The sequence below is a fragment of the Paracoccus fistulariae genome (assembly GCF_028553785.1).
In the GTDB taxonomy this organism is placed as follows: domain Bacteria; phylum Pseudomonadota; class Alphaproteobacteria; order Rhodobacterales; family Rhodobacteraceae; genus Paracoccus; species Paracoccus fistulariae.
In genome coordinates this window covers 1032860-1055490 of the sequence record NZ_CP067136.1, presented here as the reverse complement: position 1 = coordinate 1055490, position 22631 = coordinate 1032860, and the positions used below count along the sequence as shown (strand labels likewise).

Sequence of the window (22631 nt, the reverse complement as noted above, 5' to 3'; positions counted from 1 at the left end):
ACAGCCTGGCTACCCGAGGGCCACGCCTGGTTCGATCCGCGGATCAGGCGCGGCCAGCAGGGCTTAGCCCTTCACCGCCTTCACGATCTTCTCGGCGCCGTCCTTCAGGTCGTCGGCCGCGATCACGTCCAGCCCGGATTCGTTGATGATCCGCTTGCCTTCCTCGACCATGGTGCCTTCCAGACGCACGACCAGCGGAACCTTCAGCCCGACCTCTTTCACGGCGGCGACGATGCCTTCCGCAATGATGTCGCAGCGCATGATGCCGCCGAAGATATTGACCAGGATACCTTTGACGTTTTCGTCCGAGGTGATGATTTTGAACGCCTCGGTCACCTTTTCCTTCGTCGCGCCACCGCCGACATCAAGGAAGTTGGCCGGCTCGGCGCCGTACAGCTTGATGATATCCATCGTCGCCATGGCCAGACCCGCGCCATTGACCATGCAGCCGATCTCGCCGTCCAGTGCGATATAGTTAAGGTCGTACTTCGAGGCGGCCAGTTCCTTGGGATCTTCCTCGGTCTCGTCGCGCAGCGACATGATGTCGGACTGGCGATAAAGCGCGTTATTGTCGAAGCCCATTTTCGCATCGAGGCATTTCAGATTGCCATCGGTGGTCACGATCAGCGGGTTGATTTCCAGCATCTCCATGTCCTTTTCGATGAACATGCGATACAGGTTTTTCACCAGCGCCACGCATTGCTTGACCTGCTGGCCCGACAGGCCAAGGGCAAAGGCCACGCGACGGCCGTGGAAATCGGACAGGCCCGAGGCCGGATCGACGCTGAAGCTGACGATCTTTTCCGGGGTCGAGGCCGCGACTTCCTCGATATCCATCCCGCCTTCGGTCGAGGCGACAAAGCTGACGCGCGAGGTGCCGCGATCGACCAGCAGCGCCAGATACAGTTCGCGTTCGATATCCGAGCCGTCTTCGATATAGATGCGGTTGACCTGCTTGCCGGCCGGGCCGGTCTGATGGGTCACCAGCGTGCGGCCCAGCATCTGGCGGGTCAGTTCCTCGGCCTCTTCGACCGATTTGGCCAGCCGAACGCCGCCCTTTTCACCGGCTTCCGCTTCCTTGAAGCTGCCCTTGCCGCGACCACCTGCGTGGATCTGCGCCTTGACGACCCACAGCGGGCCGTCCATCTCGCCCGCGGCTGTCTTGGCTTCGTCCGCCTTCATGACGATGCGGCCATCGCTGACCGGCGCGCCATATTGACGCAGCAGCGCCTTGGCTTGGTATTCGTGAATGTTCATGTCATCCCCCGCTAGTTCGGTTGCCCGCTTCTTGCACAGTGAAAAGCGCATTTGAACAGGAGCGAAAGGCTGTTAGCGCAAAACCCATGCGAAACACCCAACTGTGATCACAGGCGGATTGGGTGTGATCACAAATTAACCATGACGGCATCTGCGCCAGCCGGTTATGCGATAATTTCAGAGTCTGACGGCGCTGGCGCAGCTATCGGATCGGGCGCCGCAGGTATTCGCGAAGAATGTTGCGGATCTTGCCGCGAAGCGTGTCATGCGGGTGACGGAACTCTGCACCGCTGCCGCCTTCGGTCAGGGACACATGCGCCGCAATGGTCTGATCGGCCTGCAGATGTGCGGCCACATGCGCGATCTGTTTCGGGCCAAGCGCATCGCTTGCCACCAGGGGCCGGGACGGATCGCCCGCAGGCAGCTTGTGCAGCACCGGCAGATGCAGCAGGCGCGGCGCGGCAAAGGCACCCGCGCGCAACATGAACGGGCCGAAATACAGCACGTTATATTCGGCGGGCAGCGTGTGAAAGCGCAGGTCGCTGTGGAACAGCAGATAGCGCAGCGAATGCTGGTCGAACTTGTCCTGACCCGAATGGGTGATCTGGTGCCAGTCCTGCAGCAGCTTGTCGGTGGCCGGGGATTTCCGCAGCCCGATCACGCCGGAATTGATCTGCGGAAAGGCGGCAGGCACCTCGCCCAGCCGATGCTGCATCCGGACGCGCATATCATTGCGGCGCTGTTCGGCACAGGCGGCAAGATCGGCGCGGTCGAGGATGTCGAAAATGTCATCGATGGGCGCGACGCAGATCGTGTCGGCATCAAGATAGACTGTCTTCTGAAAGCGGCTGTTGCGCAGTGCCTCCATCTTCGGACGGCGGGACCTGTGCTGCAGCGCATGGACGCGATCAAAGACCGGATCGGTGATCTTCTGGTCGGTGAAAAGGTCGATCGGAACATCCGCTCCGATCACCTTGCGCAGGCTGCGCGCGGATCGGCGGGCCAGGGTGACATAAGCGTCACCCGTCGCCGCATAGACATATCCGCGCGCCGTCATCTTCAGGCCAGCGAGTTGTCGATACCCTTGCAGGCCTCGACCAGACCTTTCACCGCATCGACGGATTTGTCGAACATGGCCTGTTCGTCCTTGTCCAGCTTGATGTCGATGACCTTCTCGATGCCATTGGCGCCGATCACGGTGGGCACGCCGACGTAAAGGCCGTCCAGACCATAGGCGCCCTTCACGAAGGCCGCGCAGGGCAGGACGCGCTTTTGATCCTTCAGATAGGCTTCCGCCATCTCGATCGCCGAGGAGGCCGGCGCATAGAAGGCCGAGCCGGTTTTCAGCAGGCCGACGATCTCGGCACCGCCGTCGCGGGTGCGCTGCACGATGGCATCCAGCTTGTCCTGCGTGGTCCAGCCCATCTTGACCAGATCCGGCAGCGGGATCCCGGCAACCGTCGAATAGCGTGCCAGCGGCACCATCGTGTCGCCATGACCACCCAGCACAAAGGCCGAAACGTCGCGCATCGACACGCCGAATTCCAGCGACAGGAAGTGGCGGAAACGGCCGGCATCCAGAACGCCGGCCATGCCGACGACCTTTTCGGCGGGCAGGCCGCTGAACTTCTGCAGCGCCCAGACCATCGCGTCCAGCGGGTTGGTGATGCAGATGACAAAGGCGTTCGGCGCATGCGCCTTGATGCCTTCGCCGACCGATTTCATGACCTTGAGGTTGATGCCCAGCAGGTCGTCGCGGCTCATCCCCGGCTTGCGCGGAACGCCTGCGGTGACGATGCAGACATCGGCACCTGCGATATCGGCGTAATCATTGGTGCCTTTCAGCACGGCGTCGAAACCTTCGACGGGGCCGGATTCCGCGATGTCCAGCGCCTTGCCCTGCGGCGTGCCTTCCGAAATGTCGAACAGGACGACATCGCCCAGTTCCTTCATCGCGGCCAGATGTGCCAAAGTACCGCCGATCTGCCCCGCACCGATAAGTGCGATCTTGGGTCGGGCCATGAGTAACCTCCAGTGTCATAGGATGGATTGTCGCGAGGTTGGTTAGAGCCTTGGACAGGGAATCGCAAGAGACACGCCATGATGATGGCCCTAACACTTGCGCAAGACCGGCATTGGCTGCATTGAAATCGGGCAGGCAGGGGGGCGGATATGCTGGATCTGACAGTTGAAGCATGGGTTCTGGCCGTCATCGCCTCGGTCGCGGTTGGCATGGCCAAGGGCGGGCTGGCCATGGTGGGGATGATCGCGGTGCCGGTCCTGTCGCTGGTCATGTCGCCGGTGCAGGCGGCGGGGCTGATGCTGCCGATCTACATCGTCTCGGATATTGGCGGTCTGATCGCATTCCGCCGCGATTTCGACCTGCAGGTGCTGAAAACGGCGCTGCCAGGGGCTGTCGCCGGGGTCGGGATCGGCTGGGCCACGGCGCATATCGTGCCGGTGGCGGGGGTGACGCTGATCGTCGGGCTGATCGGGCTGATCTTTGCACTGAATGCGCTGATCCGGCCGGATCTGGGCACCGTCAGGCGCGCGCCGTCGCCCGCCAAGGGCAATGTCTGGGGGCTGCTGGCAGGCTATACCAGCTTTGTCAGCCATTCCGGCGCGCCGCCCTGGCAGGTTTATGTCCAGCCCTTGCGCCTGCCTGCGCTGGTCTATGCGGGGACGACGACCTGGTTCTTTGCCATCGTCAACTGGGTCAAGCTGATCCCATATGCCGCGCTTGGCCAGTTGTCGCTGCCCGCGCTGAAAACCGCGGCGGTGCTGGTACCGGTGGCGCTGATCTCGGTCTGGGTCGGGCTGCGGCTGGTGCGGATCATGCCGCAAAAGCTGTTCTACCAATTCATCACCTGGGGGCTGATGATCCTGTCCATCCGGCTGATCTGGCAGGCGCTTTCCGGGTGACGCTGCGATGCAGCAAAGTTTGTCTTGCCAATTCTGACCGATCGCGACACATTCACGCAAGATTATTGCGAGGAGGATTCCATGGCGCGTGCCTATCGTTCGGTTCTGTACATTCCTGCGGCCAATCAACGGGCGATGGAAAAGGCGCAGGGCCTGACCGCCGATGCGATCATCTTTGATCTGGAAGATGCCGTCGCCCCCGATGCCAAAGAGGCCGCCCGCGACGCGCTGGCGCAGGCCCTGACGCAGGATTACGGCCGCCGCGCCCGCATCGTGCGGATCAATGGCATGGCGACCGATTGGGGCGAGGGCGACGCGCGCGCCTGTGCGGGCGCGCTGGCGGACAAGGCCGATGCGGTGCTGATCCCCAAGGTCGATTCCGCGGCCGATCTGGACCGGGTCGCGGCGCTGATCCCCGACCTGCCGCTGTGGGCGATGATGGAAACGCCGCTGGGCATGCTGAATGCCGCGGAAATCGCCGCCCATCCGCGCCTTCAGGGCATGGTCATGGGCACCAATGATCTGGCCAAGGAGTTGAACAGCCGTTTCCGTCCGGATCGCCTGCCGATGCAAAGCGGTCTTGGCCTGTGCCTGCTGGCGGCCAAGGCTTATGGCAAGGTGATCGTGGATGGCGTCTTCAACGCCTTCAAGGATGACGAGGGCCTGCGCGCCGAATGCGAACAGGGGCGCGATATGGGATTTGACGGCAAGACCCTGATCCACCCGGCACAACTGGCCATTACCAATCAGGTCTTTGCCCCGGCCGATGCCGATATCGACCTGGCCCGCCGTCAGATCGAGGCCTTCGAGGCTGCCACCCGAGAGGGCAAGGGCGTGGCCGTTGTCGATGGCAAGATCGTCGAGAATCTGCATGTCGAGACGGCCCGCAAGACGCTGGCCCTTGCCGAAGCTATTGCCGAAATGACCGAATAGAGGCAGGTTGCGGGCGATATCTCCAGCGAAGGAAAGCCAGATGTTTCTCCTGATCCTCGGCATGGCCCTGTGGTGGGCGGCTCATCTTTTCAAGCGTATCGCGCCGGAACGCCGCGAGGCGATGGGCATGCAGGGCATGGTGATCATGACCGTCGTGCTGACGCTGGCGACGATCCTGATGATCATCGGCTATCGCAACAGTTCCGGGCCGGTCTGGTGGGGGCGCTCTCCGGCGCTGGTCGGGATCAACAATCTGCTGATTCTGTTTGCCTTCTATCTTTTCGCGGCCTCGGGCATGAAGACCCGGATCACGGAGGTGATCCGGCATCCGCAACTGGTCGGATTCGCGCTGTGGGCGGTGGCGCATCTGCTGATCAATGGCGATCTGCCCTCGTTCGTCCTCTTTGGCGGCTTGCTGATCTGGGCGCTGGCGGAAATCGTGGTGATCAACCGTGACAGCAGCTGGACGCGCCCGACCGGCCCCTTTCCCATGCGCAAGGAAATCATGGCTGCCGCAGGCGCCATCATCGTCATGCTGGTCGTCGGCATGATCCATTACTGGCTTGGCTATAATCCGTTCGGAGGCTGATATGACCACGATCTACCGCTGCATTACCGAGGACGACACCTCGCAATTCTGCCACCGCGTCAGCGAGGCGCTGTCGAAGGGCTGGTCCCTGCATGGCAGCCCGACCATGGCCTTCGATCCGCAAAAGGGCGTGATGCGCATGGGGCAGGCGGTGACCAAAGAGGTCGCCGCCGAATATCACAGCGACATGAAACTGGGACAGCAATGACCAAGACGAATTCGGGCCGTTTTTTCGAGGATTACAAGATCGGGCAGGTGATCCGCCATGCCGTGCCGCGCACCGTCGCCGAAGGCGAACGCGCGCTGTATCACGCGCTTTATCCCGCGCGTCATGCGCTGTATTCCAGCGATGAATTCGCGGCGGATTGCGGGCTGGATGGCAGCCCGATCGACGATCTGATCGCCTTCCACACCGTCTTTGGCAAAACCGTCCCGGATATCAGCCTGAACGCGGTCGCCAATCTGGGCTATGCCGAGGGGCGCTGGCTGCGGCCGGTCATGCCGGGCGACACGCTGCGCGCGCAATCCGAGGTGATCGGGCTGAAGCAGAATTCCAACGGCAAATCCGGTGTGGTCTATGTGCGGACACAGGGCCTCAATCAGGTCGGAGAGCCGGTTCTGGACTATGTCCGCTGGGTGATGGTGCGCAAACGCGACCCCGACGCGGCGGCACCGGAAACGGTGGTTCCCGATCTGGCCGATGCTGTGGCTGCCGAAGATCTTATTGTTCCGGATGGCCTGAGCTTTGCCGATTACGACTTTGAACTTGCCGGAGAATCTCATCGTCTGGGCGATTACGAGATCGACGAGAAGATCGATCACGTGGACGGCGTGACCATCGAAGAGGCCGAGCATATGCTGGCCACCCGGCTGTGGCAGAACACTGCCAAGGTCCATTTCGACGCCACCAATCGCGAGGATGGCAAGCGGTTGATCTATGGCGGGCACGTGATCTCGATGGCGCGGGCGCTGTCCTTCAACGGCCTTGCCAATGCGCAGATGATGGTCGCGCTGAATGCCGGGGCGCATGCCAATCCCTGCTTCGCGGGCGACACCATCCGCGCCTGGTCCGAGGTACTGGACAAGGCCGAAACCTCTGCGCCGGGCGTTGGTGCGATCCGGCTGCGGCTGGTTGCAACCAAGGGCGACAGCGCGAATTTCCCGCTGAAGGGCGAGGACGGGAAATATCTGCCAGAGGTTCTGCTGGATCTGGATTACTGGGCGCTGATTCCTGTTTGATCTGGAAATGCAAGATATATCAGGTTTTTGAGGTTGGTATATCAAGTGACTTATAGGCCGGATCTGCCTCGCCTCTAACGCTGGAAACCGCTGGCAAAGCGGTTTCCGCTTTCGATCCGCGCCGTCAGTGATGAGCCCGCAAGCCAGTCGCGGATCTCATCGGTCAGCGGGCCCAGAAAGGTCACCTCGGTAAGTGCGGCGACCTGATGAAGGGCTTTCATTTCGGGCCATCCCATTGCGAGATCGTGATGGGCGATCCAAGCGCGCGGCGTGTCGTAATCGATAATCCCGCGCGCCTCTTTGTCATCGGCATTGACGAAGAAACGGTAAGAGAGGATGCCCGGCGTACCGTCGGTCCTCACCCGTGCGACAAGGGCCGCGATAGCCGTCGTGAAGCTTTCGGGCCTGTCCAGCAGCCTGTAGCGGTTCAGAATGGTCAGGCGGTTTTCCATCGGGATTCGCTTTCCTGTTACCCATGTCGTCTTGGACATGATCGAAGACGGGGCGGCAAAGGCAAGGCAAAAGCCTCAGCCTGTCCTCCGCGTGAAATATTGTGAGAATCCCGGCGTTTGCGCTAACTGCGCAGCGGCGCCTCATTCTTCCGCTGCGCTGCGGCAGGATATTGTGATCACACGAAAGCGTCACGTGATCACAAATGCGCAATTCCGCGCTTTTTCTTGTTCGGGGCTGGCATCTTCCGATGACAGGTGGCACTAATGGCGCCAATACATGCGCCAATCGCCAGCCCGCGCGGCCAGCCAAATGCCTGCGACGGGTTTAGCCTGAACCGACAAAGGAGCGCCGCATCATGGCAGATGTGAACCGGGGTAACCGGCCGCTTTCTCCCCATCTTCAGGTCTATAAGCTGCCTATCGCGGCCAAGACCTCTATTCTGACCCGTATTACCGGACATGCATTGGTGGCGGGGATCCTGCTGCTGGTCTGGTGGCTTGTCGCCTCGGTCAGCAGCCCGGGGGCCTTCGCCGTCGCCGATTGGGTGCTGCGGTCCTGGATCGGCTTTATCGTGATGGCAGGCTCGGCCTGGGCGTTGTGGTACCATACGCTGGCCGGGATCCGTCACCTGTTCTATGACGCGGGGATCGGGCTGGAAATCCACGAGGCCGAGAAATCGTCCTGGGCGATCATCATCGGTTCCGTCGTGTTGACGCTGATCTCGATCATCCTGTTCTTTGTGGCGTAAGGCGAGGGGAATTCAGATGCGTTACGTAACTCCGCTGAAAGCCGCCCAGGGCATGGGGTCCGCCCATACCGGCACCGCCCATCACTGGGCCATGACTGTCAGTTCCTGCGCGCTGGTGCTGCTGACCCCGGCCTTTCTGCTGGTCGTGGGCAGCGCCATCGGCCTGCCGCAGGAAGGCGTGATCGCCTATTTCGGACGGCCTTACCCGGCCATCGTGACCGGGCTTTTCGTGATCGTGGGAATGCTGCATTTCATCAAGGGCACCCGCATCATGATCGACGATTATTTCCAACATACGGCGCGCAAGGTGGCGATCATCATTTCGGTGATCTTCAGCTGGGCGGTCATTGCGGCGGCGGTTTACGCGCTGGCCAAGATGGCATTCGTCACCCTTGTGATCTGAGGATATCATGGCAGAAAAAGACACTCCGCATCTGGCGGATTACGAAATCGTCACGCATGACTATGATGTCGTCGTCGTGGGCGCCGGCGGTGCCGGATTGCGCGCCACGCTGGGCATGGCCGAACAGGGGCTGCGCACCGCCTGCGTGACCAAGGTTTTTCCGACGCGTTCCCACACCGTCGCGGCGCAGGGCGGCATCGCGGCCTCGCTGTCCAACATGGGCCCCGACAATTGGCAGTGGCATATGTATGACACCGTCAAGGGCTCGGACTGGCTGGGCGATACCGATGCCATGGAATATCTGGCGCGCGAGGCCCCCAAGGCGGTCTATGAGCTGGAACATTACGGCGTGCCCTTCAGCCGCACCGAAGAGGGCAAGATCTATCAGCGTCCCTTCGGCGGCCATACGACGGAGTTTGGTGAAGGCCCGCCGGTGCAGCGCACCTGCGCCGCCGCCGACCGGACCGGCCACGCGATTCTGCACACGCTTTACGGGCAGAGCCTGAAGGAAAATGCGGAATTCTTTATCGAATATTTCGCGCTGGATCTGATCATCACCGATGGCAAATGCACCGGCGTCGTCTGCTGGAAGCTGGACGATGGCACGATGCATGTCTTCAACGCCAAGATGGTGGTGCTGGCGACGGGCGGCTATGGCCGCGCCTATTTCAGCGCGACCAGCGCCCATACCTGCACCGGCGACGGTGGCGGCATGGTGGCGCGGGCGGGCCTGCCGCTGCAGGATATGGAATTCGTGCAGTTCCACCCGACCGGCATCTATGGCTCGGGCTGTCTGATCACCGAAGGCGCGCGCGGCGAGGGCGGCTATCTGACCAATTCCGAAGGCGAACGCTTCATGGAGCGTTACGCCCCGACCTACAAGGATCTGGCCAGCCGCGACGTGGTCAGCCGCTGCATCACCATCGAGATCCGCGAGGGCCGCGGCGTGGGTGAGCAGAAGGACCACATGTTCCTGAACCTGCAGCACCTGCCACCCGAGGCGCTGCACGAGCGTCTGCCGGGCATCAGCGAATCCGCCAAGATCTTTGCCGGCGTCGATGTGACCCGCGAACCGATCCCGATCCTGCCCACCGTCCATTACAATATGGGCGGCATCCCCACCAACTATTGGGGTGAGGTGCTGAACCCGACCGAGGACGCGCCCGATCAGGTCTTCCCCGGTCTGATGGCCGTGGGCGAGGCAGGCTGCGCCAGCGTGCATGGCGCGAACCGTCTTGGCTCGAACTCGCTGATCGACCTCGTGGTCTTTGGCCGCGCCGCCGCGATCCGCGCGGGCGAGGTGATCGACCGCAGCTCTTCGGTTCCCGCCACCAATCAGGCCGAAGTGGACAAGATCCTGGCCCGCTTCGACAGCATCCGCTTTGCCGATGGCAATACGCCCACCGCCCAGCTGCGCGATGAGATGCAGCGGACCATGCAGGCCGATGCCGCCGTCTTCCGCACCGACAAGACGCTGGCGGAAGGGGTCGAGAAGATGGAGGCCATCGCCGCCAAGCTGGACGATCTGAAGGTCACCGATCACAGCCTGATCTGGAATACCGACCTGATGGAAACGCTGGAACTGACCAATCTCATGCCCAACGCGCTGGCCACCATCGTCGGCGCCGAGGCCCGCAAGGAAAGCCGAGGCGCCCATGCGCATGAGGATTACCCCGAGCGGGATGACGCCAATTGGCGCAAGCACTCGCTTGCCTGGATCGAGGGTAACAAGGTTAAACTGGCCTATCGCCCCGTCCATCTGGAGCCGCTGACGCAGCAGCAGGATGGCGGAATTGACCTGAAGAAGATTGCTCCCAAGAAGAGGGTTTACTGATGCGTTTTCAACTTTTCGCGGCTTTTGGCGTGGCAGCGCTGTCCCTGTCGGCCTGTGTCGCGCCGGTGCCTCTGGCCACGACGACCACCACGACCACGCCCGGCGTGACCACGCCCGCGCAGCCCGCGACGCTGGACGCGGCCTCGCGTCAGATCGCGCGCAATGTCATCAATACCGAGATGCAGAAGCGTCTGCCCGGCGCCAATGTCGCGCCCTATACCGATTGCGTCATCAACAACGCCACCACGGCAGAGCTGATCGACATCGCGCAGGCCTCGACCTCGGGCGTGTCGGGCACCGCGGATAGCGTGGCGACCATCGTGTCGCGCCCGGCGACGACGCAATGTATCGCTTCGGCCGCCCGCAGCGCGGGTGCCGCCTGATCCGATGCTGACGCGCATGGCCATGATGACTGCTTTCCCGCTTCTTTCGGCGATGGCTGCCTGCGGCCCGGTCCCGGTGGAACAGGCCGAGCGGTCATGCCTGCGCGACGCCAGATATGCCCAAAGCCCGCGCGGATCGGTTGCGATCGGCGCGGGAAGCGGGGGCAGCTATGGCCGTGTCGAACTGGAACTGTCCGACGATTTTCTGTCCGGTCGCAGTCCCGCCGAAGCTTATGAGCGCTGCGTTGTCAGCCGCTCGGGGCAGATGCCGACGCGCAGGCTGGAAGACCAGCCCGGCTGGGCAGGGTAGGCGCCGATGGCTACAGAGCAGAAAATACAGCGCCGTCTGATCGTGCATCTTGGCGTGCAGAAGACCGGCAGTACCGGGTTGCAACGGCATTTGCGGATGAATTCTGATGCTCTGGCCGGGCGGCTGGTGCCGCTGACGCCGGAAAAGGGTTCGCCGATGCGGCCTCTGGGGCGGGCGGCGGTGGCCTATAGCCTGTCGCCCACGGAACAGACGGCCCGCGCCCTGGAAGAGGCGCTGCAGGAGGTTCTGTCCGAACTGCCCCGGAATGATCTGCCGGTGCTGCTGAGCCACGAAAACCTGGCCGGGGCGATGCCCGGCAATAGTGGCGAGACGGCACTCTATCCGGCATTGCCGCAGATTGCCTGGATGGTGATGCGCACGGCCCGCGATTTCGACGTGGAATTCGTGATCTATACCCGCGATATGGCGACCTGGCGGCCCAGTGTCTGGGCGCAGGCCGTGCGCACCGACGGTTATACCGGCACCTTGCCCGAATTTCTTCAGGCCACCGACGCGCTGCCTGCATGGGACGATCTGACTGATCGGATCGCGCGTGTGATCGGCGCCCAGAATATCACCTGCTTCCGGCTGGAGGATGAGCCCAGAGACGGCCATCCCGGTCGGCTGTTGCTGCGCCACGCGGGGCTGTCGGATGGCGATATCGACGCGCTGACGCCGCTGGACGGCACCGCCAATCCGCGCCTGAATGCAGGCGCGACCGAATTTCTGCGGCGCCTCAATCAATCGGCGCTGAACCCTCATGCCCGTGGCAAGGTCGTTGACCTTGTCGCCCGCGCCCAACATCTGTTTACGGCCGATGCGCCGTCCGAAGGCACTCTCTGAAAGGAGCACCCAATGGTCCAGTTTACCCTGCCCAAGAACAGCCAGATCCGGGTCGGCAAGACCTGGCCCAAGCCCGAGGGCGCGACGAATGTGAAGAAATTCCAGATCTATCGCTGGGAGCCGGAAAGCGGCGAGAATCCGCGTCTGGACACCTATTTCGTCGATCTGGACAAATGCGGCCCGATGGTTCTGGACGCGCTGATCAAGATCAAGAACGAGATCGATCCGACGCTGTCCTTCCGCCGGTCCTGCCGCGAGGGGATCTGCGGATCCTGCGCGATGAATATCGGCGGCGGCAACCATCTGGCCTGTATCTATGGCATCGATGAGGTGAAGGGCGATATTGCCATCTATCCGCTGCCGCATATGCCGGTGGTCAAGGACCTGATCCCGGATCTGACGCATTTCTATGCCCAGCATGCCAGCATCAATCCCTATCTGATCACCAAATCGCCGACTCCGGGCAAGGAATGGCGCCAGTCGATCGAGGATCGCAAGAAGCTGGACGGGCTTTATGAGTGCATCATGTGCGCCTCCTGTTCGACGGCCTGTCCGTCATACTGGTGGAATGGCGACCGCTATCTGGGCCCGGCGGCGCTGCTGGCGGCCTATCGCTGGATCATCGACAGCCGCGATGAGGCGACGGGCGAGCGTCTGGACGAGCTGGAGGATCCCTTCAAGCTGTATCGGTGCCATACGATCATGAACTGCACCAATACCTGTCCCAAGGGGCTGAACCCGGCCAAGGCGATCGCCTCGATCAAGCACATGATGGTGGATCGGATCGTGTGAGTCTGCGTCCCGCGATGGCCGGGGGCCAGCCCCGTCGCCGGCTGGTCCTCGGACCAGTGGCGCACCAACCGGCGACCCCCGGGATATTTAGACAAAGATGAAAGGGCCGAAGGTTTTATCCTTCGGCCCTTTCTTTATTGGCTGGTCTTGGGTGTCAGCCCTCGATGCGGGTGAAATCGGCGATCTGGCGGCCGGCCTCTCGGATGCGTGAGAGGAGGTTCAGGCGGTTGCGGCGCAGGATCTGGTTTTCGGCATTCACCTGTACTGCCTCGAAGAAGGCATCGATGGGCGCGCGGAGGGCGGCGATGGCTGTCATGGCGGCCGGGAAGTCCTCTTGTGCCATGGCGTTGCGGATCGCGGGTTCGGCGGTGTCGAGGGCGGTGAAGAGGGCGCGTTCCTCATCGGTTTCGGCGAATTTTTCCTCGGCGCCGAAGCTGTATTCGACGCCGTCCTTCTCTTCGGCCTGCGCGAGGATATTGCCTGCGCGTTTGAGGCCCTGGGTCAGGTTCTGGCCGTCCTCGCTCTGCAGCATGGCGTTCAGCGCGGTGGCGCGGTTGGTGACCTGCAGGAGGTCGTCATTGCCGGGCTGTGCCAGCACCGCGTCGATGATGTCGTGGCGGATGCCCTGATCGCGGAGATGGACCTTCAGGCGGTCGTGGAGGAAGGCGAGGAGGTCGGCAGCCTGTTCCGCCGATAGCGCCAGCGCGTCGCGTTGCGCCGGGCCGTCAGACGGTTCGGTGGCCTCGGCCACGGTGAGACGCTTGCGCAAATCAAATTTGGTTCCGTTACCCAGCACCAGACGGATAACGCCCAAAGCGGCGCGGCGCAGTGCAAACGGGTCCTTAGAGCCGGTCGGCTTCTCGTCAATCGCCCAGAAGCCGGTCAGCGTGTCCAGCTTGTCGGCCAGCGCGACGGCGACAGAGACGGGCGCCGTGGGTACGTCGTCAGAGGGGCCGAGGGGGGAGTAGTGGTCGCGGGCGGCGTTGGCGATTTCCTCGGGCTGACCCGCCGCCAGCGCGTAGTAGCGGCCCATGATGCCCTGCAATTCGGGGAATTCGCCGACCATCTCGCTGCGCAGGTCGAGCTTGGCGAGGCGGGCCGCCTCGGCCGCCTGATCCGGGTCGGCGCCGACCAGCGGGGCGATTTCGCGGGCAAGGGCGGCGATGCGGGCGATGCGGTCGGCCTGACTGCCCAGCTTGTTATGGAAGGTCACGGATTTCAGGCCATCGGCCCAGGTCTCCATGCCCGATTTCGCCTCGCGCAGGTCGTTGTCATAGAAGAAGAGCGCATCCGACAGGCGGGCGGCCAGCACCTTCTGATTGCCCGCAAGGATGGTCGCGCCATCATCGGGGGTGGCGATATTGGCGACGGTGACGAAACCCTCGATCCGGCCGGTTTTCGGATTGCGGGCCGAGAAGAATTTCTGATGCTCTTTCATCGAGGTCTGCAGCACCTCGGGCGGCAGGTCCAGGAAGCGGTCCTCGATCACGCCCATCAGCGGGACGGGCCATTCGACGATTCCCGCGACCTCGGTCAAGAGCGCGTCGTCGCGGACGATCTGCCAGCCGCGGGCGAAGGCCAGGTTGTCGGCCTGCTGCCGGATTTCGGCGGCGCGTTCCTCGCCATCCAGCATGACATGGGCGCGGCGCAGCTTGGCGGCATAATCGTCGAAGCCGGTCACCGTCAGGCTGTCGGGGGACATGAAGCGATGGCCACGGGTCTGATCGCCCGCAGTGATGCCGTCGATGGTCAGCGGCACGATGCTGGCGCCGGTTTCGTCGCTGAGCAGGCAGATGATCGTGTGCAGCGGGCGCACCCAACGCAGGCTGCCCGAGCCCCACCGCATGGATTTGGGCCAGGGGAAGTTGCGGATGGTGGTTTCCAGAACCTCTGCCACGATCTGCGCGGCGGGCCGGCCGGGTTTCGTGATGGTGGCGAACCAGACCTGGCCTTTCTTGTCGTCGCGCGCCTCCAGCTGATCGCGGGTCAGGCCGGTCGATCGCAGGAAGCCCTCCAGCGCCTTTTCGGGCGCGTCGGTGCGTGGGCCCTTGCGTTCTTCGCGGGTGGTCGGGCTTTCGGCGGCCAGCCCCTCGACCGTCAGCGTCAGGCGGCGCGGGGTGGAGAAGGCACCGGCGCTGGCATAGGTCAGCCCGGCCTCGACCAGACCGTCGGTGACCAGCTTTTGCAGATCCGCGCGGGCGCGGGCCTGCATCCGGGCGGGGATTTCCTCGGAAAAGAGTTCGATCAATAGGTCGGGCATCAGTCCATCACTCCGCGTTCCGGGGTCTTTTCATTATATTGATTCCAGCCAAAGAGACGGCCATCGGGATAGACGGCAATCACGCGATCCACGTCGGGATAGATCTCGGATTGCGACAGATAGGCCAGCGCGTTCCCCGCCTCCAGATCCTCGCCGATGGCCTCGGCGTCGAAACAGTCGAACCAGCCGGGGGCGTAGCTGGGCAGGGGACCGTCAAAGGGCACCGCATCGGCGGGCAGATCCTGAACCACGGCGCAGGCCCGCCAGCGATGCGGCGCGCTGGTTGCGTCGATGCCCTGGTACTCGCCAAGCTGCAATTCTTGCTGCCCCGAGGCGGTTTCCACGAAGATCGCAGCTTGCGGGGCGGTCGGGTCGATACGCTGATAATACATGTATTGCTGCGTATACCAGATGCCGCCGCCGACAAGGACGGCGGATCCAAGAATGGCGAGGACTGGCCATTTGCCTTTCATACTGGCACCTTACATCGAATCAAAAAGTAGAGGTTTATATGGATACCGCTTTGTTTATCAAAGCGCTTGGCGGGTTCTTTGCGATCATGAACCCATTTCTGGCGCTGCCGCTGTTTCTGTCGCTGACAGAGGGCGAAACCCAGTCCGAACAGCGCGCGCAAGCCGCAAAGATCGCGGTTTTCACGACGATCTTCTGCGCGGTGATCCTGCTGACGGGTCAGTCGGTGCTGTCCCTGTTCGGCATCAGCGTCGATGATTTCCGCGTGGCGGGCGGCATCGTGCTGATGATCATCGCGCTTGGCATGCTGAACGGGTCCGGCAACAGCAGTCACAGCGGGACCGCGGCGGAACAGAGCAGCCAGAAAAAGGTCCAGGATGTGTCGTTCTACCCGATGACCTTCCCGATCATTGCCGGGCCGGGCACGATCACCACGCTGATCATCTTTGCCGGGCAGGCCAAGGATATGTCTGGCTGGATCGCGCTGGTCGCGGCGCTGGCGCTGGTACTGATCGCGCTGGCCGTCGTTCTGTGGTTCGCGGGCGATATCGGCCATCACATGTCGATGACCCTGCGGACCATCGTAACGCGGCTGATGGGCATGATCCTTGCGGCCATCGCGGTCAGCATGATCGCCGAGGGGCTGACCAAGCTGCTGCCCGGGCTGGCCGGGTAGCGAGGGAATATGCAAGGCGGCCCGCTGCATCAGGCGGCGGGCTGCTGGGCCTGCGCGGCCTCGGTCGTGACGAACAGATCGGCGCAGGCTTTGGCCAGCGCGCGCACCCGGCCAATATAGGCCTGACGTTCGGTCACGCTGATCACGCCGCGCGCATCCAGCAGGTTGAAGATATGGCTGGCCTTGATGCATTGGTCATAGGCCGGATGGGCCATGGGGATATGGCGCCCGGCGCTGTCACTCTCGGCCGCCGCAAGGATGCGGGCGCATTCGGCCTCGGCATCCTCGAAATGCTGGAACAGCATCTTGGTATCGGCCTGCTCGAAATTCCAGCGCGAATATTCACGTTCTGTCTGACGGAAGATATCGCCATAGCTCAGCGGGATCGGGCTGTCGGGATCGTTGAAGGGCATGTCCATCACATGCTCGACCCCCAGCACATACATGGCCAGCCGTTCCAGCCCATAGGTCAGCTCACCCGAAACCGGGCGGCAGTCATGCCCGCCGACCTGCTGGAAATAGGTGAACTGGCTGACTTCCATGCCGTCGCACCAGACCTCCCAGCCCAGACCCCATGCGCCCAGCGTCGGCGATTCCCAGTCATCCTCGACAAAGCGGACATCATGGATCATCGGATCCAGCCCGATGGCGCGCAGGCTGCCCAGATACAGGTCCTGCAGATTGGCCGGGCTTGGTTTGATGATCACCTGATATTGATAATAATGCTGCAGGCGGTTCGGATTTTCGCCATAGCGGCCATCGGTCGGACGGCGCGAGGGTTGGACATAGGCGGCGGCCCAGGGCTTCGCGCCAAGACTGCGCAGCGTGGTGGCGGGGTGAAACGTGCCCGCGCCCACCTCCATATCATAGGGTTGCAGCACGGCGCAGCCCTGCGAGGCCCAGTAATTTTGCAGACGCAGGATGATTTCCTGAAAGCTGCGGGGTTTGTTGGGGCTGGTCATCCGGGCCATCCTTTTGCATAGATCGTTCAATGCCTGCCGCCTTCTAGGCGCGCCATGGCACAGGGTCAATAAACGGCCTTCACGTCACAGGGCGGCAAACGCCCGGAACAACGGAGAGCGGGATGCGGCATTTGGCGGTGATTGTGGTGGCGGCAGCCTTGCCGATGGCGGCTTTTGCGCAGGATGCGGTGATCCGGATCGAGGCAAAGCGCGGTGCGCAGGCAGCGGCGGATGCGGCGGCGGAATGGGGGCAGAAATTCGACAATGTCGTGACCTTCCCGCTGGCGCAGAACTGGATCGCCATCGCCCTTGGCCCGCTGAGCGAGGCCGAGGCCGCTGCCCAGATCCAGCAGTTGAAGGCCGCAGGCAGCATTCCTGGCGACAGTTTCGTGGCCGTGCCGCGTGGCAATGTGACGCTGACCACGCTGTCGGGCGACAGCGCGCCCACGGGTGAGGCCGTCGAAGCAGCCGAAGAGCCCAGCCCGGAAACGGCTGAGGCGCCGCCCGCGCCGCCCCCGGTGCCGCCGGGCGCGCATATCCGTCTGCAGGCCGTGCAGGGCGAGGCCGCAGGGCAGGCCGCGCTGGCCACCTGGCGTGAACGCTTCGCGGATGCGGGGCTGTGGTCAGCGCCGGGCGGCTGGTATGTGGTGACGCTTGGCCCGATGCCGCGCGACACTGCCGATGTCTGGCTGTCGGCGTTCAAGCGCGCGGGCGACGTGCCGCGCGACGCCTTTATCGCGGCCTCCGAGGATCTGTCCGCGCCTGTCGATGTGGTCGAGGGCGAACCGCTTCCTGCGCCCGACGAACCACGCGACATGCCGCCGCTGGATGAGGTGCAGCGTGCCCTGCGTTGGGCGGGCCGCTATGGCGGTGCGATCGACGGCAAGGACGGCCCCCGCACGCAAGAGGCGATCGCGGCAGAGGTCGCGGGGTCGCGCCTGTCTGCCGATCCCGGCACGGCCATGGCCCGCCTGATCGACCGCCGTGCCGAATGGCGTGACGAGATGGGGCTGAGCATGCTGACGGATGAGGCGACCGGCCTGTCGCTGATCGCGCCGATGGACCGGCTGGAATTCGGCCGGGCCGAACGCGCGCTGTCGATCTATCGCCCGAAAGACGAATCCGGTGCCGCGCTGATCCTGTTCAGCCAGCCGGGCGGTCAGCAGGAACTGGTCGATCTGTCGGGCCTTGTGACCGCGCTTGGCTGGGTGCCACAGCCGGATCGCCAGATCTCGAACGGGCATATCCTTCTGGAAGGCGCGGATGACCAGCATATCGGCCGCGCCGAAGGCTGGGTGCGCGATGGCCGGGCCGAAGGCTTCGTGGTGATCTGGCCTGCCGCGGATGCCGAGGCTCAGGCCCGGATCGCGGCCGAGATGTCGGACAGCTTCACCCGCAGCGGCCCGGCGCAGAATGATCCGACGCCCGTGGTCGAAGGGCAGGACAGCGGGGCGGAGGCGCAGCCCTAAAGCTTTTCGGGTTTTAGGGTGATATATCCGCGCGGCCTGCCTGTCGCGCCAGCGGCAGGCGCGCGCCGCGAAGCCGCGCTGCCTCGACCTTTACCCGAAATGCGTTAACTGCGCCAGAATCTGGGCAGCAGCAGGACCAGCACGGCGACAAGCTCCAGCCTGCCCAGATACATCCCGAAGATCATCAGCCATTTCGCCGCCTCGGGGAAGTTCGAGACCGAGCCGTTGGACGACACCTCAGGTCCCCAGACGGGGCCGACATTGGCAATCGCCGTCCAGGCCCCGGTGAGCGCCGTGCGCGGATGCAGCCCGGTCAGCGACAGCGCCACGATCAGCAGGCCAAAGGTCAGCATGAACAGCGTGAAGAAGGCCATGACCGAATTCACCACGTCCTGATCCAGCGGGCGGCCCTGATAGCGCAGCGGATAGACGCGGTTCGGCGACAGCATCCGTCGCAACTGCGCGCGCACCGCCTGCGACAGCACCAGATAGCGGAACACCTTGACCGAACAGGCGGTCGACCCGGTGCAGCCGCCGATCAGCCCGGCGATGATCAGCACCGCAAAGGGGAAATGCCCCCAGGTCATTACGTCCGAGGAAAAGAACCCGGTGCCCGAAAAGGTCGAGATGGTGTTGAACACGGTCTCGCGGACCATATCCATGACGCTTTCATGTTCGATCCCGCTGAAGGCGCGATAGATCAGGATCATCGCGCAGACATAGAAGATCCAGCGCAGATAGGCGCGGATCTGCGTGTCGCGCCAGATCGGCATGAAATTCCCGCGCATCACCTGAACCATGCGGATGAAGGGGATCGAGGCCAGCACCATGAAAACACATGCCGCCCATTCAATCGGCCCCAGGAATTCCGCGAAGCTCATGTCATAGCTGGAAAAGCCGCCGGTCGAGACGGTGGCAAAGGCATGGACCACGGCGTCATAGCCCGACATGCCCAGCATCAGATAGGTCACGATGCAGGCGGCGGTCAGAATGACATAGATGCGCGTCATCTCGGACGCGATCTGGCCCGCGCGGGGCAGGATCTTGCCCAGCGTGTCAAAGCCCTCAGATCGGAAGAACTGCATGCCGCCGACCTTCATCACCGGCAGAAAGATCATCGCCACGACGACGATCCCCAGACCGCCCATCCAATGCAGCATAGCCCGCCACAGATTCGTGCCGCGCGGCAGCGGGTCCAGCAGCGGCAGCGCCGTGGTGCCGGTGGTGGTCACGCCCGACATGGCCTCGAAATAGGCATCGACGAAGCGGGCATTCGGCTCTCCCAGCATGAAGGGCAGGGCGCCGAAGATCGGCAGGATCAGCCACAGCCCGGAAGTCAGCAGAAAGGCCTGTTGCAGGCTGACCGAGGTATGCTTGCCGCGAGAGGCGACGGAAATCATCAGCCCGATCACGAAGGTCAGCAACGCGCATTGCAGGAATATCTGCCAATGTTCGCTGCCATGCCACCAATCCACGACCATCGGAATCAGCATCGCAACGCCAAGCGTCGCGACGATCCTGCCGATGGGTTGGGCAATGGGGCGAAAGTCGATCATCTGGTCTGCTTGCCGTGCGCCCCGCCACCCGTCAAGCGGGCAAACGCTGATTATCTGCTTGCGACGCCTTAACGCGGGCCTGTCGTTGTCGCGAAACCTCACAACCGGGGCGCAAGATGCTATAGTGCAGCCCAAGACATCGGAGATTCCCATGATGGACCACGCCCTCGACCAATCCGTGCGCCCCGAGGTCAGCGCCCATTTCGATCCGGCCACCAACACGATCAGCTATATCGTGAAGGATCCGGCCTCGCCCAGCTGTGCGATCATCGATTCCGTGATGGATATCGACTATGCCGCCGGGCGCATCACCTATGAACATGCCGATGCAATGATCGCCGAGATCCGGCAGCGCGGGTTGATGCTGGACTGGATCATCGAAACCCATGTCCATGCCGACCACCTGTCCGCAGCGCCCTATATTCAGGATCAGGTTGGCGGCATGATCGGGATCGGTGCGCGGATCATGGAGGTGCAGAACACCTTCGGCAAGATTTTCAACGAAGGGACCGAGTTCCAGCGCGATGGCAGTCAGTTCGACATGCTGTTCGAGGATGGCGATGTCTATCGGATCGGCCAGATGCGCTGTCTGGCGCTGCACACGCCCGGCCATACGCCCGCCTGCATGACCCATGTGATTGGCGATGCGGCTTTCGTGGGCGATACGCTGTTCATGCCCGATGGCGGCTCGGCCCGGGCAGATTTTCCGGGCGGCGATGCGGGCCAGCTTTACGACAGTATCCAGCGGGTACTGAGCCTGCCGGACGACACCCGGCTGTTCATGTGCCACGATTATGGCCCCAACGGGCGCGATATCAGGTGGGAGACCAGCGTGGCCGAGGAAAAGGCCCATAACATCCATGTCGGCGGCGGCAAGACGCGCGAGGAATTCGTCCGTTTCCGCACCGAGCGCGATGCGCAGCTTGGCATGCCGCGCCTGATCATCCCGTCGCTGCAGGTGAACATGCGTGCGGGCGAGGTGCCGCGCGACAAGGACGGGCGACCGATGCTGAAAGTGCCGGTCAACGGGCTATAGGCGCGCGCCGCGATCAGATGATCCGCGACAGCCGCGCAATCCACAGCGTCGCCGCGATCAGGATGGCGGTCGAGACCATCATCACCACGGAAACCGACCTCTCGAAAGCGGCGGTCGCCGTGGACAGAATCTGCGCCGCCTGCTCGTGGGGCAGCGTCTCGGCCACCAGCATCGCCTGATCCAGCGAATCCGCCGCCATCGCCGCGCCCGGATCGCCGCCCGCCAGATAGGCGGCGGTATAGACGCCCGACATCAGGCTGCCCAGCAGCGCCACGCCCAGGGCGCCGCCCAGTTCATAGGACACCTCTTCGATCGAGGCCGCCATGCCCGCGCGATGGGCCGGGGCATTCAGCATGATAGCCGAAGAGGCGGCCGTCATCGCCGCACCGATCCCGCCGCCGATCGCCGCGAAAGAGGTCAGCTGCGCCCAGGCCTGACCATCGAAGCTGAGCGTGTAGCCCGCCACGCCAAGCGCCGTCAGCGCAAAGGACCAGGTCAGCACCTTGCCGGTCTCGATCCGGCCCAGCAGCACGCCGGCCAGCGGTCCGGCCACGAAAGAGGCCAGCGGGATCGGCAGGATGAACAGCCCGGCCTGCAAGGGTGTCATCGCCGCGACCAGTTGCAGGCGCTGGCTGATGACCAGTTCCAGCCCCATCAGAACCGCAGCCGAGGAAATGGCCCCGATCACCCCCGCCGCAAAGCGCGTATCGCGAAACAGCGCCAGATCGATCATCGGATGCGGCCCGCGCCGCTGGCGGCGGATGAACAGCCAGACCGCCGCGACCCCGATCACGGCGGGCAGCGCAAAGCCCGCCCAGCCGGGCTGCGGCTTGGCGATCTCCTTGATCGCCAGGGTCAGGCTGATCAGCCCGATCAGGATCATCACCGAGCCCACCGGATCGAAGGGATGGCCGCCCCCGGACGTGCCGCGCGGCACGTAATGAAGGGTCAGCGGGATGGCCAGCGCGACAATCGGCAGATTGACCAGGAACACCGCGCCCCAGTGGAAATGCTCCAACAGGATCCCGCCCATCAGCGGCCCGATCGCGGCCCCGCCCGAGGCGACGGCGGCCCAGACCCCGATGGCCAGCGACCTCTGCGCCGGGTCTTCGAAACTGTGGCGGATGATCGACAGGGTGGCGGGCATCATGGCGGCGGCGCCCACCGCCAGCAGCGCCCGCGCCCCGATCAGCACGGTCGAGCTTGGTGCCATCCCCGCGATCAGCGAGGCCACGCCAAAGATGACCAGCCCGATCACGAACATCCGCCGGTGCCCGAAACGGTCGCCAAGCGCGCCCGATCCGGGCAGCAACCCCGCCACCACCAGCGAATATGCATTCACGATCCACAGCTTCTCGACCGCCGTGGCCCGCAAATCCTGCGTCAGCCGGGGCAGCGCCGTATAAAGCACCGTCATATCGACCACGATCAGAAACAGCGCGGTCGATACAATCGCCAGAACAAGCCAGGGAGAGCGGGTCTGCATTTTCCAACC

At 63.4% G+C, this 22631-nt stretch carries 24 protein-coding genes; 15 read left to right on the top strand and 9 right to left on the bottom strand.

Annotated elements, in window-relative coordinates:
• Positions 1-63 precede the first annotated feature (63 nt).
• The 3 genes from sucC to mdh all read right to left on the bottom strand — a co-directional run bounded on the left by sucC (position 64) and on the right by mdh (position 3279).
• Positions 64-1257 carry an ADP-forming succinate--CoA ligase subunit beta gene (sucC, locus tag JHX87_RS05255; RefSeq protein ID WP_271882928.1) on the bottom strand — a complete coding sequence of 398 codons (1194 nt, stop codon included), beginning with the start codon at positions 1255-1257 and terminating at the stop codon, positions 64-66.
• Between the two features lie 202 nt (positions 1258-1459).
• Positions 1460-2314: a putative nucleotide-diphospho-sugar transferase gene (locus JHX87_RS05250; protein ID WP_271882925.1), complete on the bottom strand. Its 855-nt coding sequence runs from the start codon at positions 2312-2314 to the stop codon at positions 1460-1462.
• 2 nt (positions 2315-2316) lie between these two features.
• The gene (mdh, locus tag JHX87_RS05245) at positions 2317-3279 is read right to left on the bottom strand and encodes a malate dehydrogenase (protein WP_271882923.1); all 963 of its coding nucleotides are present in this window, start codon (positions 3277-3279) and stop codon (positions 2317-2319) included.
• Positions 3280-3429: 150 nt separating this feature from the next.
• Between mdh and JHX87_RS05240 the strand changes: the two genes are divergently transcribed.
• The 5 genes from JHX87_RS05240 (at position 3430) to JHX87_RS05220 (ending at position 6940) form a co-directional block, all read left to right on the top strand.
• Complete coding sequence (locus tag JHX87_RS05240; protein ID WP_271882921.1) at positions 3430-4179, top strand: sulfite exporter TauE/SafE family protein; 750 nt, start codon at positions 3430-3432, stop codon at positions 4177-4179.
• Positions 4180-4260: 81 nt separating this feature from the next.
• Positions 4261-5112 (top strand): HpcH/HpaI aldolase/citrate lyase family protein, encoded by an 852-nt coding sequence (locus JHX87_RS05235; RefSeq protein WP_271882920.1) that lies wholly within the window; start codon positions 4261-4263, stop codon positions 5110-5112.
• Positions 5113-5152: 40 nt separating this feature from the next.
• Positions 5153-5701: an NnrU family protein gene (locus JHX87_RS05230; protein WP_271882919.1), complete on the top strand. Its 549-nt coding sequence runs from the start codon at positions 5153-5155 to the stop codon at positions 5699-5701.
• 1 nt (position 5702) lies between these two features.
• Positions 5703-5909, top strand: a complete 207-nt coding sequence (locus tag JHX87_RS05225; RefSeq protein WP_271882917.1) for a DUF1737 domain-containing protein — start codon at positions 5703-5705, stop codon at positions 5907-5909.
• Positions 5906-6940 (top strand): MaoC family dehydratase, encoded by a 1035-nt coding sequence (locus tag JHX87_RS05220; protein ID WP_271882915.1) that lies wholly within the window; start codon positions 5906-5908, stop codon positions 6938-6940. The genes JHX87_RS05225 and JHX87_RS05220 overlap by 4 nt, the downstream gene beginning before the upstream one ends.
• A gap of 74 nt (positions 6941-7014) precedes the next feature.
• Here the strand turns inward: JHX87_RS05220 and JHX87_RS05215 are convergent, their stop codons facing one another.
• Entirely contained in the window at positions 7015-7392 is a 378-nt protein-coding gene (locus JHX87_RS05215) for a hypothetical protein (RefSeq protein ID WP_271882913.1), read from the bottom strand.
• Positions 7393-7748: 356 nt separating this feature from the next.
• On the opposite strand from JHX87_RS05215, the gene sdhC reads away from it, so the two are divergent.
• The 7 genes from sdhC to JHX87_RS05180 are packed head-to-tail and all read left to right on the top strand — an operon-like array spanning position 7749 to position 12706.
• Positions 7749-8141, top strand: coding sequence for a succinate dehydrogenase, cytochrome b556 subunit (gene sdhC / locus JHX87_RS05210; protein WP_271882911.1), 393 nt, complete (start codon positions 7749-7751; stop codon positions 8139-8141).
• A 16-nt stretch (positions 8142-8157) separates the two neighbouring features.
• On the top strand, positions 8158-8544 hold the full coding sequence (locus JHX87_RS05205; RefSeq protein ID WP_271882909.1) for a succinate dehydrogenase, hydrophobic membrane anchor protein: 387 nt from the start codon (positions 8158-8160) through the stop codon (positions 8542-8544).
• Positions 8545-8575: 31 nt separating this feature from the next.
• On the top strand, positions 8576-10378 hold the full coding sequence (gene sdhA / locus JHX87_RS05200; RefSeq protein WP_271883466.1) for a succinate dehydrogenase flavoprotein subunit: 1803 nt from the start codon (positions 8576-8578) through the stop codon (positions 10376-10378).
• Positions 10378-10761, top strand: a complete 384-nt coding sequence (locus JHX87_RS05195; RefSeq protein WP_271882907.1) for a hypothetical protein — start codon at positions 10378-10380, stop codon at positions 10759-10761. Before sdhA ends, JHX87_RS05195 begins: the two co-directional genes overlap by 1 nt.
• Positions 10762-10777: 16 nt before the next feature.
• A complete protein-coding gene (locus tag JHX87_RS05190; protein ID WP_271882906.1) occupies positions 10778-11071 on the top strand; it encodes a hypothetical protein in 294 nt (97 codons plus the stop codon).
• 6 nt (positions 11072-11077) lie between these two features.
• Positions 11078-11914, top strand: coding sequence for a hypothetical protein (locus JHX87_RS05185; RefSeq protein ID WP_271882904.1), 837 nt, complete (start codon positions 11078-11080; stop codon positions 11912-11914).
• A 12-nt stretch (positions 11915-11926) separates the two neighbouring features.
• A complete protein-coding gene (locus JHX87_RS05180; RefSeq protein ID WP_271882902.1) occupies positions 11927-12706 on the top strand; it encodes a succinate dehydrogenase iron-sulfur subunit in 780 nt (259 codons plus the stop codon).
• 154 nt (positions 12707-12860) lie between these two features.
• On the opposite strand, the gene glyS is transcribed toward JHX87_RS05180, so the two are convergent.
• Together glyS and JHX87_RS05170 are read right to left on the bottom strand one after the other, a co-directional pair.
• Positions 12861-14966, bottom strand: a complete 2106-nt coding sequence (glyS, locus tag JHX87_RS05175; RefSeq protein ID WP_271882901.1) for a glycine--tRNA ligase subunit beta — start codon at positions 14964-14966, stop codon at positions 12861-12863.
• Positions 14966-15439 (bottom strand): DUF6446 family protein, encoded by a 474-nt coding sequence (locus JHX87_RS05170; RefSeq protein WP_271882899.1) that lies wholly within the window; start codon positions 15437-15439, stop codon positions 14966-14968. The genes glyS and JHX87_RS05170 overlap by 1 nt, the downstream gene beginning before the upstream one ends.
• Positions 15440-15477: 38 nt before the next feature.
• Between JHX87_RS05170 and JHX87_RS05165 the strand changes: the two genes are divergently transcribed.
• Positions 15478-16113: a MarC family protein gene (locus JHX87_RS05165; RefSeq protein ID WP_272833855.1), complete on the top strand. Its 636-nt coding sequence runs from the start codon at positions 15478-15480 to the stop codon at positions 16111-16113.
• Positions 16114-16142: 29 nt separating this feature from the next.
• On the opposite strand, the gene JHX87_RS05160 is transcribed toward JHX87_RS05165, so the two are convergent.
• A complete protein-coding gene (locus JHX87_RS05160; RefSeq protein ID WP_271882895.1) occupies positions 16143-17075 on the bottom strand; it encodes a glycine--tRNA ligase subunit alpha in 933 nt (310 codons plus the stop codon).
• Positions 17076-17197: 122 nt separating this feature from the next.
• Here JHX87_RS05160 and JHX87_RS05155 point away from each other — a divergent pair, with 122 nt between their 5' ends.
• Positions 17198-18544 (top strand): peptidoglycan-binding domain-containing protein, encoded by a 1347-nt coding sequence (locus JHX87_RS05155; protein WP_271882893.1) that lies wholly within the window; start codon positions 17198-17200, stop codon positions 18542-18544.
• Positions 18545-18648: 104 nt separating this feature from the next.
• Here the strand turns inward: JHX87_RS05155 and JHX87_RS05150 are convergent, their stop codons facing one another.
• Positions 18649-20100, bottom strand: a complete 1452-nt coding sequence (locus JHX87_RS05150; RefSeq protein WP_271882891.1) for a TrkH family potassium uptake protein — start codon at positions 20098-20100, stop codon at positions 18649-18651.
• 151 nt (positions 20101-20251) lie between these two features.
• Between JHX87_RS05150 and JHX87_RS05145 the strand changes: the two genes are divergently transcribed.
• Complete coding sequence (locus JHX87_RS05145) at positions 20252-21136, top strand: MBL fold metallo-hydrolase (RefSeq protein WP_271882889.1); 885 nt, start codon at positions 20252-20254, stop codon at positions 21134-21136.
• A 13-nt stretch (positions 21137-21149) separates the two neighbouring features.
• Here the strand turns inward: JHX87_RS05145 and JHX87_RS05140 are convergent, their stop codons facing one another.
• Entirely contained in the window at positions 21150-22622 is a 1473-nt protein-coding gene (locus JHX87_RS05140; protein WP_271882888.1) for an MFS transporter, read from the bottom strand.
• Between the last annotated feature and the right edge of the window lie 9 nt (positions 22623-22631).

What these genes read in the sequence shown, in the direction of transcription:
- sucC (WP_271882928.1), bottom strand. Translation starts at nt 1,257, where the DNA reads ATGAACATTCACGAATACCAAGCCAAGGCGCTGCTGCGTCAATATGGC.
- JHX87_RS05250 (WP_271882925.1), bottom strand. Translation starts at nt 2,314, where the DNA reads ATGACGGCGCGCGGATATGTCTATGCGGCGACGGGTGACGCTTATGTC.
- mdh (WP_271882923.1), bottom strand. Translation starts at nt 3,279, where the DNA reads ATGGCCCGACCCAAGATCGCACTTATCGGTGCGGGGCAGATCGGCGGT.
- JHX87_RS05240 (WP_271882921.1), top strand. Translation starts at nt 3,430, where the DNA reads ATGCTGGATCTGACAGTTGAAGCATGGGTTCTGGCCGTCATCGCCTCG.
- JHX87_RS05235 (WP_271882920.1), top strand. Translation starts at nt 4,261, where the DNA reads ATGGCGCGTGCCTATCGTTCGGTTCTGTACATTCCTGCGGCCAATCAA.
- JHX87_RS05230 (WP_271882919.1), top strand. Translation starts at nt 5,153, where the DNA reads ATGTTTCTCCTGATCCTCGGCATGGCCCTGTGGTGGGCGGCTCATCTT.
- JHX87_RS05225 (WP_271882917.1), top strand. Translation starts at nt 5,703, where the DNA reads ATGACCACGATCTACCGCTGCATTACCGAGGACGACACCTCGCAATTC.
- JHX87_RS05220 (WP_271882915.1), top strand. Translation starts at nt 5,906, where the DNA reads ATGACCAAGACGAATTCGGGCCGTTTTTTCGAGGATTACAAGATCGGG.
- JHX87_RS05215 (WP_271882913.1), bottom strand. Translation starts at nt 7,392, where the DNA reads ATGGAAAACCGCCTGACCATTCTGAACCGCTACAGGCTGCTGGACAGG.
- sdhC (WP_271882911.1), top strand. Translation starts at nt 7,749, where the DNA reads ATGGCAGATGTGAACCGGGGTAACCGGCCGCTTTCTCCCCATCTTCAG.
- JHX87_RS05205 (WP_271882909.1), top strand. Translation starts at nt 8,158, where the DNA reads ATGCGTTACGTAACTCCGCTGAAAGCCGCCCAGGGCATGGGGTCCGCC.
- JHX87_RS05195 (WP_271882907.1), top strand. Translation starts at nt 10,378, where the DNA reads ATGCGTTTTCAACTTTTCGCGGCTTTTGGCGTGGCAGCGCTGTCCCTG.
- JHX87_RS05190 (WP_271882906.1), top strand. Translation starts at nt 10,778, where the DNA reads ATGGCCATGATGACTGCTTTCCCGCTTCTTTCGGCGATGGCTGCCTGC.
- JHX87_RS05185 (WP_271882904.1), top strand. Translation starts at nt 11,078, where the DNA reads ATGGCTACAGAGCAGAAAATACAGCGCCGTCTGATCGTGCATCTTGGC.
- JHX87_RS05180 (WP_271882902.1), top strand. Translation starts at nt 11,927, where the DNA reads ATGGTCCAGTTTACCCTGCCCAAGAACAGCCAGATCCGGGTCGGCAAG.
- glyS (WP_271882901.1), bottom strand. Translation starts at nt 14,966, where the DNA reads ATGCCCGACCTATTGATCGAACTCTTTTCCGAGGAAATCCCCGCCCGG.
- JHX87_RS05170 (WP_271882899.1), bottom strand. Translation starts at nt 15,439, where the DNA reads ATGAAAGGCAAATGGCCAGTCCTCGCCATTCTTGGATCCGCCGTCCTT.
- JHX87_RS05165 (WP_272833855.1), top strand. Translation starts at nt 15,478, where the DNA reads ATGGATACCGCTTTGTTTATCAAAGCGCTTGGCGGGTTCTTTGCGATC.
- JHX87_RS05160 (WP_271882895.1), bottom strand. Translation starts at nt 17,075, where the DNA reads ATGACCAGCCCCAACAAACCCCGCAGCTTTCAGGAAATCATCCTGCGT.
- JHX87_RS05155 (WP_271882893.1), top strand. Translation starts at nt 17,198, where the DNA reads ATGCGGCATTTGGCGGTGATTGTGGTGGCGGCAGCCTTGCCGATGGCG.
- JHX87_RS05150 (WP_271882891.1), bottom strand. Translation starts at nt 20,100, where the DNA reads ATGATCGACTTTCGCCCCATTGCCCAACCCATCGGCAGGATCGTCGCG.
- JHX87_RS05145 (WP_271882889.1), top strand. Translation starts at nt 20,252, where the DNA reads ATGATGGACCACGCCCTCGACCAATCCGTGCGCCCCGAGGTCAGCGCC.
- JHX87_RS05140 (WP_271882888.1), bottom strand. Translation starts at nt 22,622, where the DNA reads ATGCAGACCCGCTCTCCCTGGCTTGTTCTGGCGATTGTATCGACCGCG.